The 13,008-nt window shown below is 62.8% G+C and carries 14 protein-coding genes; 6 read left to right on the top strand and 8 right to left on the bottom strand.

What is annotated here, in order from left to right; genetic code table 11:
* Positions 1-77: 77 nt before the first annotated feature.
* The 4 genes from P7228_RS15120 to murI all read right to left on the bottom strand — a co-directional run bounded on the left by P7228_RS15120 (position 78) and on the right by murI (position 2,987).
* Positions 78-359: a YdeI/OmpD-associated family protein gene (locus P7228_RS15120; RefSeq protein ID WP_278016059.1), complete on the bottom strand. Its 282-nt coding sequence runs from the start codon at positions 357-359 to the stop codon at positions 78-80.
* A gap of 8 nt (positions 360-367) precedes the next feature.
* A complete protein-coding gene (hemA, locus tag P7228_RS15115) occupies positions 368-1,588 on the bottom strand; it encodes a 5-aminolevulinate synthase (protein ID WP_278016058.1) in 1,221 nt (406 codons plus the stop codon).
* 107 nt (positions 1,589-1,695) lie between these two features.
* Positions 1,696-2,187, bottom strand: a complete 492-nt coding sequence (locus tag P7228_RS15110) for a hypothetical protein (protein ID WP_278016057.1) — start codon at positions 2,185-2,187, stop codon at positions 1,696-1,698.
* Entirely contained in the window at positions 2,187-2,987 is an 801-nt protein-coding gene (gene murI, locus P7228_RS15105; protein WP_278016056.1) for a glutamate racemase, read from the bottom strand. Before murI ends, P7228_RS15110 begins: the two co-directional genes overlap by 1 nt.
* Positions 2,988-3,100: 113 nt before the next feature.
* Between murI and plsY the strand changes: the two genes are divergently transcribed.
* The 6 genes from plsY to P7228_RS15075 all read left to right on the top strand — a co-directional run bounded on the left by plsY (position 3,101) and on the right by P7228_RS15075 (position 9,261).
* Positions 3,101-3,712: a glycerol-3-phosphate 1-O-acyltransferase PlsY gene (gene plsY / locus P7228_RS15100; protein ID WP_278016055.1), complete on the top strand. Its 612-nt coding sequence runs from the start codon at positions 3,101-3,103 to the stop codon at positions 3,710-3,712.
* Complete coding sequence (gene dprA / locus P7228_RS15095; RefSeq protein WP_278016054.1) at positions 3,709-4,827, top strand: DNA-processing protein DprA; 1,119 nt, start codon at positions 3,709-3,711, stop codon at positions 4,825-4,827. The genes plsY and dprA overlap by 4 nt, the downstream gene beginning before the upstream one ends.
* A 14-nt stretch (positions 4,828-4,841) precedes the next feature.
* Positions 4,842-5,555: a hypothetical protein gene (locus P7228_RS15090; protein ID WP_278016053.1), complete on the top strand. Its 714-nt coding sequence runs from the start codon at positions 4,842-4,844 to the stop codon at positions 5,553-5,555.
* 160 nt (positions 5,556-5,715) lie between these two features.
* Positions 5,716-8,244, top strand: coding sequence for a type I DNA topoisomerase (gene topA / locus P7228_RS15085; RefSeq protein ID WP_278016052.1), 2,529 nt, complete (start codon positions 5,716-5,718; stop codon positions 8,242-8,244).
* 91 nt (positions 8,245-8,335) lie between these two features.
* On the top strand, positions 8,336-8,608 hold the full coding sequence (locus tag P7228_RS15080; RefSeq protein WP_278016051.1) for a hypothetical protein: 273 nt from the start codon (positions 8,336-8,338) through the stop codon (positions 8,606-8,608).
* A 254-nt stretch (positions 8,609-8,862) separates the two neighbouring features.
* The gene (locus P7228_RS15075; protein WP_278016050.1) at positions 8,863-9,261 is read left to right on the top strand and encodes a response regulator; all 399 of its coding nucleotides are present in this window, start codon (positions 8,863-8,865) and stop codon (positions 9,259-9,261) included.
* A gap of 29 nt (positions 9,262-9,290) precedes the next feature.
* Here the strand turns inward: P7228_RS15075 and P7228_RS15070 are convergent, their stop codons facing one another.
* The 4 genes from P7228_RS15070 to lepB are packed head-to-tail and all read right to left on the bottom strand — an operon-like array spanning position 9,291 to position 12,971.
* Positions 9,291-10,544 (bottom strand): MgtC/SapB family protein, encoded by a 1,254-nt coding sequence (locus tag P7228_RS15070; RefSeq protein WP_278016049.1) that lies wholly within the window; start codon positions 10,542-10,544, stop codon positions 9,291-9,293.
* A gap of 26 nt (positions 10,545-10,570) precedes the next feature.
* A complete protein-coding gene (era, locus tag P7228_RS15065; RefSeq protein ID WP_278016048.1) occupies positions 10,571-11,476 on the bottom strand; it encodes a GTPase Era in 906 nt (301 codons plus the stop codon).
* Positions 11,473-12,144 carry a ribonuclease III gene (gene rnc / locus P7228_RS15060; RefSeq protein WP_278016047.1) on the bottom strand — a complete coding sequence of 224 codons (672 nt, stop codon included), beginning with the start codon at positions 12,142-12,144 and terminating at the stop codon, positions 11,473-11,475. Before rnc ends, era begins: the two co-directional genes overlap by 4 nt.
* Positions 12,141-12,971, bottom strand: coding sequence for a signal peptidase I (gene lepB / locus P7228_RS15055; RefSeq protein WP_278016046.1), 831 nt, complete (start codon positions 12,969-12,971; stop codon positions 12,141-12,143). Before lepB ends, rnc begins: the two co-directional genes overlap by 4 nt.
* Positions 12,972-13,008 lie beyond the last annotated feature (37 nt).

Genomic DNA, 13,008 nt, shown 5'->3' with positions numbered 1-13,008 from the left:
CTCGGTTGCGTGTGAACTAGCGCAGGTAGGGGCGGGCGCAAAATCCGCTACGGAAAGGGCAACCACGCGAGGGCGGTCTAGGCATCGACCCATTTGCGAGCGGACTCCCGCCGGTGCGGACAGCCGGGCCAGCAACATGGCCGTTTCTTGCCTTCGAGGACTTCTTCCTTGAGCCGCGCACGGCGCTTTTCGCGGGTTTGCTCCTGCTTGGCCGAGATCGTCCAGCAGATCCATTCATTGCGAGCCAAAGGCGTGAGCCCCTGCCATTTCTCAGCCAGGGCAGCATCGCTGTCGAGAATGACCTTGAGTTCGGGCGGCGTCCTGTGGCGGAAATCGGGATTAGCGGCTTGGGCGCTCATCGCTTCCGTTAAGCCGCCCGGCGAAATTCCAGTTCGAGCCGATCCCAGATTTCGACGAGGGCATCGGTCAGCGCATCCATCATCGCTTCAGTATGCGCCGGACCCGGGGTGAAGCGCAGGCGCTCGGTCCCGCGCGGCACGGTCGGGAAATTGATCGGCTGAACATACATGCCGTACTCGGCGAGCAGGATGTCGCTGATCTTCTTGGCGCGTACCGGGTCGCCCACCATCAGTGGGACGATGTGGGTGACGCTGTCCATTACAGGGAGCCCGGCATCGCGCATCTTGGCCTTGAGCATCGCGGCGTTGGCCTGCTGCGCGTCACGCTCCTCGCTCGAACCCTTTAGATGCTTCACCGCGGCGAGCACGCCTGCAACCAGCACGGGGCTGAGCGAAGTGGTGAAGATGAACCCGGGGGCATAGCTGCGGATGCAATCGATCACGCGGGTATCGGCTGCGATATAACCGCCCATGACGCCGAAGGCCTTGCCCAACGTCCCTTCGATGATGTCGATCCGGTGGGCGGCTTCGTCACGTTCGGAAATCCCGCCGCCGTGTTCGCCATACATGCCGACGGCGTGAACTTCATCGATGTAGGTCAGCGCGTTGTATTTCTCGGCAAGGTCGCAGATCGCGTGGATCGGGGCGACATCGCCATCCATCGAATAGACGCTCTCGAAGGCGATGACCTTGGGTGTTTCGATATCCTCGGCCGCGAGCAGTTGTTCGAGGTGCGTCATGTCGTTGTGGCGGAACACGCGCTTTTCGCAGCCCGAATTGCGGATGCCAGCGATCATGCTGGCGTGGTTCAATTCGTCGGAAAAGATGATGCAGCCCGGCAGCAGCTTGGCTAGCGTCGAGAGCGTGGCATCGTTCGAGACATAGCCCGAGGTAAAGAGCAGGGCGCCTTCCTTGCCGTGGAGCTGCGCCAATTCCTGCTCCAGCTCTACATGGAGGTGGGTGTTGCCGCCAATATTACGGGTGCCGCCCGATCCCGCGCCGACATCGTGTAGCGCGTTTTCCATCGCTTCGATCACCTTGGGGTGCTGGCCCATCGCAAGATAGTCGTTCGAGCACCATACGGTGATCGGCTTGGGCCCGTTGTGGCTGTGAAAACAGCGCGCATTGGGGAAGGCACCCTTGTTGCGCATGATGTCGATAAAGACGCGATAGCGCCCTTCTTCGTGCAAGCGATCGATCGCCTTGTCGAAGATCTGTCCGTAGTTCACGCGGTCGTCCGCTTATCTGCTGCAGCCCGCGGCTGCCGTCCAAGTGGCGAGCGATTTAATCGTTCCGGTTGCATTTTGCCACCGCGATCTTTGCGAACGATTCGCGATTAGCGTTGCTGCGCAAGATCCGGTTTTGCGAGGGGAAAGGGCGGTAGCGGGCCTTCGTTCTCCTGCCGCCAGAATTCCGGGCGGACCGAGTCGATGAAAGAGGCGATCTCCTCCCTGATCTCGCGCCAGATCTCTCGCTCCCGCTGTTCGGAATCGGGGATCGTTTCGAACAGCACCGCTAAGACGGCATCGATGAGCCCCATGTACCAGTGCGGCCCGACTTCCAGCGTGTCCTGATGGTGGCAGATTGTCGTGCCCTGTTCGATCCTGACCGTCGTGGGATCGGCGGCCCAATGCATCAGCATATAGGCAGTTTCTGAAACCATCCGGCCTTCGAGTTCGGGAATGTTGTCGAGGCCGTGATGCGCAAATGAGCCGCGCGCGTCGGGACAACTGGCGTAATAGCGTTCGATCACCTCGGCGGTGATATCACCCCTCGCCTCCGCCAACCGTTCGAAGCTGCGTTCGGCAAGATCGGCGCGCTGGTGCATCAGAACCTCTCCAGCCGATCGATGCCCAAGCGGGCAAAGGCGGGTGCGAGCTTTTCGAATGACGCCGACTCGCCGGTCGTGACCGCCAGACCGGCGATGTCGGCGTCGAACTGCTGGTCGCGGGTGAGGTAGGCGATCCGCCGAGCAATCCCCTCGGCTCCGTCGACGAAGTTCACGCCTTCGCCGAAGGCCTCGCGCAATTCTTCGGTGAGAAGGGGGAAATGGGTGCAGGCGAGCACGACCGTATCGATCCGATTGCCGCTGGCCATCTCGTTCAGCGCGTCGACCGCCTGGCGAATCGCGCTCAGATCGACCGCCTCTCCGTGCAGCTTGGCCTCGGCCGCCTCGACTAGCCCGGGAGCGGCGTGACGCAGCAGTAGCTTGTCCGACGCGAACTCCGCTTCGAGGTTGTCGACATAGGCCTGGCGGACGGTCGCCTCGGTACCGAGCAGCCCGATAACCCCCGTCGCGGTGGCGAGGGCGGCCGGCTTCACCGCGGGGACCGTGCCGACGATCGGGATCTCGAGCACTTCGCGCACCATGCTGAGCGCGATCGTGCTGGCGGTGTTGCAGGCGATGCAGGCGAGGCGCGGGCGGTAACGTTCGCTCATCCGGCCGAGCAGCCCGGCGACCCGTGCGGCGATCTGGGCTTCGGATTTCGTCCCGTAAGGCAGCCCGGCCATGTCGGCTGCATAGATGACCGGCGCATCCGGCATCACTTTGCGCAGGGCGGAAAGCACGGACAAGCCACCGACACCGGAATCGAACAGCAGGATGGGGGCCGACGGGCTGACTTCCACAAAAAACTCCGTTCGGGCAGAGCCTGGCGAAGCCCTGTTCTTTTCTTTTGCTGGCAGGTCATTAGAAGAAAACCCCGCCCCTCGACAAGTTCAGGGGAACGCTAGGGGATCGCATGGACACCATTCTCGCACTGCTGCTCGGTTACGCCTTCGGCTCGATCCCGTTCGGGCTGCTGCTGACCAAGGCTGCCGGCATGGGCGATGTGCGCAACATCGGCAGCGGCAATATCGGCGCGACCAATGTCCTGCGTACCGGCAACAAGGGATTGGCGGCCGCAACGCTGCTGGCCGATTTGCTCAAGGGGTTCATCCCGGTCTGGATTGCGGCACACTATTTCGTCCAACCTGATACTATTCCCGCGGCCTATGTTGGGCCAGCTCCCGCCGCAGCATTGGGTGCGGTGCTGGGCCATTGCTTCCCGGTCTGGCTCGGATTCAAGGGGGGCAAGGGCGTCGCCACCAATGCCGGTGTCAGCTTCGGTCTCGCCTGGCCGATCGGGCTTGCCTACGCGGTCGTGTGGATCGCGGTGCTCGCGCTGATGCGGATCAGTTCGGTCGCGGGGATGAGCGCCGTGGTCGCGGCGGCCGCTGCGGCCGCACTGCTGGGCTATCCGGCCTATGCACCCGTGCTGATTGCCATCGGGTTCCTGATCATCTGGCTGCACCGGGCCAACATCGGTCGGTTGAAGCGCGGCGAAGAACCGAAGGTCGGCCGCAAAAAGTGAATTTCGAACAAAGGGGGTCGCAGCCCATTCTCTCCCAGGAAGAAGCCTTTGCGCGCATCCGCTTGCTGCGCTCACCCAATATCGGGCCGGTTAGCTATCGGCACCTGCTGGCGCGGTTCGGGACTGCAGGCGATGCGATCGAGGCGCTGCCCGATCTCGGCAAGCGGGGAGGGCGCCAGTATCGCGCCGCCGCCAGCGACCAGATCGAGCGAGAGGTCGAAGCGGTTCGCAGGGTCGGTGCGAAGTATCTCTTTCACGACCAGCCGGACTATCCCGCGCTGCTGGGAGCGCTGGAAAGCGCCCCGCCGATCCTGACCTGGCGCGGGGATCTGTCGCTGGCACGCAAACCCTGTGTTGCCATGGTCGGCGCGCGCAACGCCAGCGCGGCCGCAGTAAAACTGTCGCGCGAATTTGCCGCTGCGCTGTCTTGCGACGGCTTCACCGTGGTCTCCGGGTTAGCGCGCGGGATCGATGGCGCGGCGCATGAAGGGGCGCTCCCGGCAACCATCGGCGTCATCGCCAGCGGAATCGACATCGCCTATCCGCCGCAGCACGAGGAATTGCAGGCGCGGATCGCCAGCGAAGGCTTGCTTCTAGCGGAGCAACCGCCGGGCACCGAGCCGCGCGGCAGCCACTTCCCCAGCCGCAACCGCATCATTGCGGGGCTTGCCGCTGGAACGCTTGTGGTCGAGGCTGCGCCGAAGTCCGGCTCGCTCATCACCGCGCGTCTGGCTGGGGAGGCGGGGCGTGAGGTCATGGCGATCCCCGGCTCGCCGCTCGACGCGCGCAGCCAGGGCTGCAACCAGCTGATCCGCGAAGGTGCAGTGCTGGTCCAATCGCCCGAGGATGTCGTCGAACTGCTGTCGCGTTTCGACGGTATGCCGCGCTCGACCTTCCGCGAGGCGGCGCCAAGCTTCGATTTCGAGATGGAGGAGTTTGCCGAGATCGAGCCGGTCGAGATCGGCAATCTTCTCACCACGGCGCCTGTCGCTATCGACGAACTCATTCGCCAGACCGGGACGAGCGCCGCCGCTGTGCAGATGGCGCTGCTCGAACTTGAAATCTCCGGCGAATTGGTGCGCCATGCCGGCGGGCGCGTTTCGCTTTCAGGATAGGACAGAGGACAGACATGAACCGCAACAAGGATTTTGCTGGATTCCTCGGGCAGGCGCTTGACCTCCTTGGAGCGAATATCGCCGCTGTCCTGGTGTTCGTTCTCGTCTTGGGGGGGCTGAGTTCCTTCGGCTTGATGGCTGGATTCATCGAGGAAAGCGATACGTTTGCAAGCTTCGGATTCAGCTTCATCGTCGATGCGACCGATTCGCTGGCCAGCGTGGCCTATGAGATTGGCGTTGCGATCATAACGATCGTCGCTTCCTATTTGCTCTTGGCACGATTCCTAGAGAGCGCCGGACGCCTGCGTGACACGGAAACCCGCATTTGGGCCTATGTCGGAATGGCGATCCTGTCGGGCCTCGCGATCGCACTCGGCTTCGTGTTGCTGATCGTTCCGGGCCTGATCCTGATGGTCCGCTGGTCGGCCGCGTCCGGCTTTCTGATCGGCGCGCGCAGGGGCGTGACCGAATCGCTCGGCGCCAGTTGGGAGGCGACGCGAGGTTACAGCTGGCCCATATTCTTTGCTGGGGTCGTGCTTCTCATCGGGGTTGTGGTCGTTGGTGGAGCGCTGGGCGGTGCGGTGGGCTTTGCCGGAAACGATTTGGCTATCGCGATTGTTTCGAGTGTCGCCGAAGCAGCGAGCAGCGCGATCTTTCTCGCCTTTGGCATCGGGGTTTACCTGCTGTTGCAGGACGACGCCGAGGAAATCGGAGAGGTCTTCGCCTGAGGCTTGAAAGGTGCTGCGGCTTGTTTCGGGCGAGTTTCAGTTCGCTGCGAGGACTCGGCTTGCCAAGGCCACTTGACGAAGGTGATTCAGCGGCCCCACCTTCGCGCGTACGTACACGTATACGCGTGAAAGCGCGTTCAGAAGGACTGACAGGGGTTCAATGCAGCTCGTAATCGTTGAGTCGCCAGCCAAGGCGAAGACAATCGAAAAATACCTGGGTTCGGACTTCAAGGTCCTGGCCAGCTACGGTCACGTTCGCGACCTGCCGCCCAAGGATGGCAGCGTACGTCCTGACGAGGACTTTGCGATGGATTGGGAACTCTATCGCGACAAGCAGAGCCGCTTCAAGGAGATCGCCGACGCCGCGAAGAATGCCTCGCGCCTCGTCCTCGCGACCGACCCTGATCGTGAAGGCGAAGCGATCAGCTGGCACGTCAAGGAACTGCTAGCGAAGCGCAAGGCACTGCCGGCGAAGGTCGACCGGGTCACTTTCAACGCGATCACCAAGAATGCGGTGACCGAGGCGATGAAGAGTCCGCGCGAACTAGATACCGACCTGATCGACGCCTATCTCGCGCGCCGTGCGCTCGACTATCTGTTCGGCTTTACGCTCTCGCCCGTCTTGTGGCGCAAGCTTCCCGGCGCCAAGTCGGCGGGGCGGGTCCAGTCGGTGGCGCTGCGGCTGATCTGCGAGCGCGAGCACGAAATCGAGATCTTCCGGCCCGACGAATACTGGTCGGTCATCGCCAAGCTGGCGCATGATGGGACCGATTTCGATGCGCGGCTGGTGCGGTTCAACGGCGAGAAACTCGACAAGCTGACGCTCGGCAACGAGGGCAGCGCGATGGCGGCCAAGGCGGCGGTCGAGGGTGCGCGCTTTACCATCGAGGATATCGAGACCAAGCCGCTCAAGCGCAATCCGGCACCGCCCTTTACGACCTCGACCCTGCAGCAGGAGGCTGCGCGCAAGCTTGGCTTCTCGGCCAGCCACACCATGCGCTGCGCCCAGTCGCTCTACGAGGCAGGCGCGATCACCTACATGCGTACCGATGGCGTGCAGATGGACCCAGGTGCGATCAATGCGCTGCGCGATGCGATCGGCAGCCGCTACGACAAGAGCTACCTGCCCGAGAAACCGCGCTTCTATTCGACCAAAGCCAAGAACGCGCAGGAAGCGCACGAGGCGATCCGTCCGACCAATTTCGAGCGTGACCATGCGGGTTCGGGCGACGAGGCCAAGCTCTATACGCTGATTTTCAAGCGCGCGATGGCGAGCCAGATGTCGGCGGCGCAACTCGAACGCACTACCGTCACCCTGCGCGACCCGACCGGCCAGCACGAATTGCGCGCGACCGGCCAGGTGGTGAAGTTCCCGGGATTCCTCGCGGTCTACCAGGAAGGCTTCGACGAGAATTCGGACGATGACGAGGACGGCCTGCTGCCGACCATGCACAAGGGCGATTGCCCGCACAAGAAAGCGGTCGAGGCCAACCAGCATTTCACCCAGCCGCCGCCGCGCTATTCCGAGGCCTCGCTGGTCAAGCGGCTCGAGGAACTCGGCATCGGGCGTCCCTCGACCTATGCCTCGACCATTCAGACTCTGCGCGACCGCGACTATGTGCGGATGGAGAAGAACCGCTTCTTTGCCGAGGAATCGGGTCGCCTGCTGACCGCTTTCCTCGAGCGCTTCTTCCCGACCTATGTCGCCTATGACTTCACCGCGGGGATGGAGGACGAGCTCGACACCGTGTCGGATGGGCGTGAAGCCTACAAGGACCTGCTCGCCAAGTTCTGGAAAGATTTCAAGCCGAAGGCCGACGAGGTAATGGAGAAGATGCCCTCGGAAGTGACCGAGGTGCTGGACGAATATCTCTCCGATTTTCTCTTCCCCGCAAGCGAAGATGGCGGCGACCCGCGCGCCTGCCCGCTGTGCCGCGATGAGGGCCGCGAGGGCGGCAAGCTGGCGCTGCGTGGTGGGCGCTATGGCGCCTTCATCGCCTGCGCCAACTATCCCGAATGCAAGTACACCCGCCGCTTCGCCCAGCCGGGCGGCAACGGCAATGGCGACGATGGCGCGGAAGACGGCATCATGGGCACCGATCCTGAGACGGGCGCGCAAATCCATCGCAAGACCGGGCGCTTCGGACCATATATCGAGATGGAAGTCGATGGCGCGAAGAAGCGCGCCTCGATTCCCAAGGATCTCGACGATTTCGATCTCGAATGGGCGATCAAGTTGCTGAACCTGCCACGGATCGTGGGCGCACATCCGGAAACGGGCAAGGAGATCGAAGCGGCGATCGGTCGTTACGGTCCCTATCTGCGCCACGATGGCAAATACGGGAAACTGTCGAACACGCGCGAAGTGTTCGACGTCGGCATGAACCGCGCGGTCGATATTCTCGCCCAGGCGGCCAATCGCGGCGGGGGAGGGCGCGGCAAGGCCGAACCGATCAAGGTGCTGGGCGCGCACCCGACTTCGGGTGGCGAGATCAAGGTCATGCCGGGGCGCTACGGTCCCTATGTCACCGATGGTACGACCAACGCCACGATCCCCAAGGATGTGAAGCCCGAGGACGTGACTGAAGCGCAGGCGATCGAGCTGATCGATGCTCGCGCCGCCAAGGGGCCGGCCAAGAAGAAGCGACGGAAAAGCCCCGCGAAAAAGAAGGCGGCAAGCGCAAAGTAACCTTGTTTGCCCGTGACATATTCACTGTCGCACGTTGGCAATTAATCAAGAATTCGGCGCTATCCCATCCTCATTACTGAGGACCTATCGCGTGATCGAAATCGAAGTCCAGAACGAGACGAACCAGTCGCAGGAGCGGCTGCGTTTTGCTGCGGTCCCGCGCATCGGCGAAGGGCTTCGCCTGCGTGGACCGGATGGGATGTGGGCGAGCTACGATGTGCTCGACGTGTGGTACCAGAAGGCCGAATATGGCGATGTCTGGATACCCTATCTCCATGTCCGCATGACTCCTGGCGAAAATGGTGGCGACCTGATCGGCGATGGTTTCGACATCCAGCGGGAGCTCGAACCATTCAAAATCTGATCAAACGCAGCACCGGCCCCCACGCGGGCAAGGCCACGCCAGAGGGAGAGCGCAAGACGCTTGCCGAAAAACTGGCCGAGGCGGGCCGCGAACTGGGCGAACTCGAGGTTGCTTCCGATGAGGAGGAATTTGACGAGGATGTCGTCGATGCGCACGCGCTCGCCGACGATCCTGCTCCACCGATTGCGACCGAGTCCACACCCGCCTCCGACACTGACACTGATACTGACGCCATTGTCCGGCAGGCAAAGGCGATGCGCGACATCCATGAAACCCGTCAGGCCCGCTCCAAGCTGTGCCTGATCGTCGATGACAGCCGCGTGATTCGCAAGGTCTCGAGCAAGATCGCGGTCAGCCTGGGCTATCAGGTAATCGAGGCAGAGAACGGCGAGGAAGCACTGGCCCGCTGCAAGCAGCGCATGCCCGATCTGATCCTGACCGACTGGCAGATGCCGGTCATGGGCGGCCCGGAATTCGTCGCTGCCCTGCGCGCGATCCCCACACCGCGTGCTCCGACAGTGGTATTCTGTACCTCCAAGGGCTCGGCGAAGGATGTCCACGAGGGCATCCGGGCAGGTGCCGACGATTACATCGTCAAACCATTCGAGGAATCTGCGCTGAAGGCAAAGCTGGAAAAACTTGGCGTGGAATGAGCGGCCGAAGCCGACCCTCTCAGGTCAGCTTACAGGTTCAAATAACCCAGTCCGAGGCTGATCGACAGCGCGACCATGCTGGCGAGCAGGGCCCAGGCCGCGGGGCGCGCATTCCCTTTGCCATAGGCCAGGGTCACGCCGAGCTTGACGGTCATGTTCGCAAGGATCGTTCCGGCGATCGCAAGCGCGGCTAGCCTTGGCGCAATCGTACCCGGCTCCAACCCTCCAGCGGTAACGATGGCCGCATCTACATCCATGCTGCCCATCAGCAGCAACAGTATGGCGATCCCCTCTTCACCAAATCGCCCCTGCGCCCAGCGTGCCGCCACCGCCGCCGCCGCAACGAAGGCGACGAAGCTCAAGGCGGGGAGCAGGGCGATCGGATTGCCTGGTGGAGCCGGGCCGGTGCTGTGTTCCGCGCGGCGATAGAGCCAGTAACTGACCCCGACCCCCACGACGAGGGCCGGCGCGACCAGAACCACGAAGGGCGCGAGCAGCGGGCTCGCCAATATGGTCACTAGCACGATCACGCGCAGGTACATGACTGCCGTGGCCAGTGCGATTCCGGCGTTTTCCGCGCCTCCGCCTTCGCCCGCGCCGAGCCTCTGGGCAAAGGAGTGGGTCACTGCCGTGGAGCTGTACGCCCCCCCGATAATTGCTGTTGCGATGGTGCCGCGACGCGCTCCGAACAGGCGGTTGGCGACATAGCCGACGAAGGAGAAGCCAGTGACAATGACAACGACGAACCAAAGCGTCCGGGGCTCCCACGCGTCATAAGGTCCATACCTGCCCTCAGGCAGAAAGGGGAAGACCGCTAGCGCAATCACTGCATAGCGAGCAAAGGCGTGCACATCCGCGCGGTCGAGTGCGTCCACCATGCCGTGCAGTTCATTGCGCAACGCCAGCACAAGCGTCACTACAGCCGCCCCGCCGACGGCGAGCGCCGGTTCTCCGCTTCCACCCAGATAGCCCAATCCCAAGGTCACGATGGCGGCCGCCGCCGAGGTCGCGTCGGGCCTGCCCTCGAAATTGGTCGCGCGCGCATAGCCGATCACGACAATCGCAACGGCGCCGGCAATCATGGCCCCCGGCACGATAATCTGGCCGCTGGCGTGCATCAGGCCAGACAAGCCGGCTGCGAGGCCGAGCAAGGTGAAGGTACGGATGCCGGCAACGCGTGTGCCTTCCGCCATGTCGCGCAGTTTCCAACCCCGCTCGATCCCAATCAGCAGGCCGACCGCGAGGGCTGAACCAATCTGGAGGAGCTGGTCGAGGGCTGGCATCCCTTTCCTATCTCACAGGACGGCGCTCAGCGCACCCAGTCGAGCCCCATTTCCTCGAACACTTCCTTGTCCTCGGCCCAGTTCTCGCTGACCTTCACGTGCAGGTAGAGGTGGACGGTCACACCGAGGATTTCGCTCAACTCCGCACGTGCGGCTTCGCCGATTGCCTTGATCCGCTGACCGCCCTTGCCGAGCACGATCGGCTTCTGGCTGTCGCGTCCGACCACGATCTGCTGGTGGATTTCGAGGCTCCCATCGGGCCGATGCTTGTACAATTCTGGGCGGACGGCTGAATCGTAGGGCAGTTCCTCGTGGAGCTGCTGGTACAGCTGTTCCCGGGTGATTTCGGCGGCCAGCAGGCGTTCCGAGGCATCAGAGACCTGGTCTTCAGGATAATGCCACACACCCTCGGGCATCAGCTTGGCTAGAGCATCCTTCATTTCGGGCACGCCGTCCCCGGTCAACGCCGACACGAAAAACACCTCGGAAAACCCGATCTTCCCGGCCAGTTCTTGCGCCAGTTCGAGCAGCGGTTCTTTCTTCGCCTTGTCGACCTTGTTGAGCACAAGGATCTTGCGCTCCGGGCGCGCCGCAAGCGCTTCGAACAGCGGTTCGAGTTCGTGCCGCCGCTGCTTGATCGGATCGACCAGGAGCAACACGGCGTCGGCAGCTTCCGCGCCTTCCCATGCGGCACTCACCATTGCGCGGTCGAGCCGCCGCTTGGGCGCGAAAATGCCGGGTGTATCGACCAGGATCATCTGCGTCTGCTCATGCAAGGCAATGCCGAGCATGCGGGCGCGGGTGGTCTGTGCCTTGGCCGAGGTAATTGCGACCTTCTGGCCGACAAGCTGGTTCACCAGCGTCGACTTGCCTGCGTTGGGCGCGCCGATCACGGCGACGACACCGCAACGGGTGGCGGTGGTTTCACTCATCCAAACTGCTCCATAAAGGCTTCGGCGGCGAGCTTTTCCGCTTCCTGCTTGTTCGAGGCGGTCGCCTCGGCCGAGCCGACGTTGAGAACCGAGACTCGCACGGTAAAGCGTGCCGCATGATCGGGTCCGTCACGCGCGACGAGCTCGTATTCCGGGGGCTTGCGGCGATTGCCCGCCGCCCATTCCTGCAGCGCGCTCTTGGGGTGCTTGCGCTCGCCCAGATCACCGGCGAACACATCGGCCCATAGGCGGCGAACGAGATCGCGGGTAGGCTCGAACCCGTGGTCGAGGAAATGCGCGCCCAGCAGCGCTTCCATCACATCGCCCAGGATATTGTCGCTGTCGCGCGCGCCATCTTCGCGGGCCTGCTTGCCGAGACGGATATGGTCTGGAAGGCCGATACTGCGCGCGACGCGGGCGCAGGTCGCGCCGCTGACCAGTGCATTGAGACGCTGCGACAGTTTCCCTTCCGGCGCGTTGTTTTCCGCGTAAAGCCACTCGGCGATCGACAGGCCAAGTACCCGGTCACCGAGGAATTCAAGCCGTTCGTAATTGCGGTCTGCCTCGTAGCTGCCGTGCGTGAGCGCGGCGAGCCACAGGCGGTCGTCTTGCGGTATCACGCCCAATTGCGCGAGCCAGTCACGGGTGTCTTGCGAGATGCCGCTCATATTCCATCCGTCATCCGGTCCCAGCGCGCTGCCGAGAACCAGCTGAGAGGATTGACCCATTCGGCACCGCCATCGGTCGACCACATCACTACGGAAGCCTTGCCCACCAGATTGTCCTGCGGCACCAGCCCGATGCCGCCGGCAGGGGCGGCCGGAAAGCGGCTATCCTGCGAATTATCGCGATTATCGCCCAGCAGGAACATACGCCCCTCCGGAACGATGGCCGGGCCGTAATTGTCGGCGGGCGTCTGGCCGAAATCAAGCACTCGGTAGGTCTTGCCCGATGGCAGAGTTTCCTCGAACTGCTTGTAGCGGCAGACCGCTTCGCCCTCGATATCGCGCCCTTCCACGGCGCCCCAGGCGCATTCGGTGTTTGGTGAGACGGGGATTACGAAGTCCTCGACCCGCTTCTTGTCTACCGGCTTGCCATTCAGGATGATCTGCCCGTCGCGTAGTTCGACGGTATCCCCCGGTAGTGCGATGACACGCTTGATGTAGTCGCTGCCATCGATCGGGTGCTTGAATATCACCACATCGCCACGTTCCGGTTGGCTGGCCATGATGCGACCCGGGATCAGCGGCAGGTTGAACGGCAAGGAATAGCGCGTGAAACCGTAAGGCCACTTGGATGCGATCAGGTAGTCGCCATTCCACAGCCGTGGCAGCATACTTTCGGAAGGAATGGAGAAGGGCGAAAAGAAGAAACTGCGGAAGATCATCACCGCCAGCGCAAGCTTCAGCACGAACAGAGCGAAGCTGCCCAGGCTTTCCTTTTCCTGTGCGGCCGCTTCTGGTCGCGCAATCGTATCTTCGGTCTTTCCATCCATCGCCGACGTCCCTAGTCGCCAGTGAAGCGCCAAGAAA

Source organism: Altererythrobacter sp. CAU 1644 (assembly GCF_029623755.1).
GTDB classification, from domain to species: Bacteria; Pseudomonadota; Alphaproteobacteria; order Sphingomonadales; family Sphingomonadaceae; genus Erythrobacter; species Erythrobacter arenosus.
The sequence above is the reverse complement of the archived record's forward strand: the minus strand, read 5'-3'. Positions and strand labels throughout refer to the sequence as shown.

What these genes read in the sequence shown, in the direction of transcription:
- P7228_RS15120 (WP_278016059.1), bottom strand. Translation starts at nt 359, where the DNA reads ATGAGCGCCCAAGCCGCTAATCCCGATTTCCGCCACAGGACGCCGCCC.
- P7228_RS15110 (WP_278016057.1), bottom strand. Translation starts at nt 2,187, where the DNA reads ATGCACCAGCGCGCCGATCTTGCCGAACGCAGCTTCGAACGGTTGGCG.
- plsY (WP_278016055.1), top strand. Translation starts at nt 3,101, where the DNA reads ATGGACACCATTCTCGCACTGCTGCTCGGTTACGCCTTCGGCTCGATC.
- P7228_RS15090 (WP_278016053.1), top strand. Translation starts at nt 4,842, where the DNA reads ATGAACCGCAACAAGGATTTTGCTGGATTCCTCGGGCAGGCGCTTGAC.
- topA (WP_278016052.1), top strand. Translation starts at nt 5,716, where the DNA reads ATGCAGCTCGTAATCGTTGAGTCGCCAGCCAAGGCGAAGACAATCGAA.
- P7228_RS15075 (WP_278016050.1), top strand. Translation starts at nt 8,863, where the DNA reads ATGCGCGACATCCATGAAACCCGTCAGGCCCGCTCCAAGCTGTGCCTG.
- P7228_RS15070 (WP_278016049.1), bottom strand. Translation starts at nt 10,544, where the DNA reads ATGCCAGCCCTCGACCAGCTCCTCCAGATTGGTTCAGCCCTCGCGGTC.
- era (WP_278016048.1), bottom strand. Translation starts at nt 11,476, where the DNA reads ATGAGTGAAACCACCGCCACCCGTTGCGGTGTCGTCGCCGTGATCGGC.
- rnc (WP_278016047.1), bottom strand. Translation starts at nt 12,144, where the DNA reads ATGAGCGGCATCTCGCAAGACACCCGTGACTGGCTCGCGCAATTGGGC.
- lepB (WP_278016046.1), bottom strand. Translation starts at nt 12,971, where the DNA reads ATGGATGGAAAGACCGAAGATACGATTGCGCGACCAGAAGCGGCCGCA.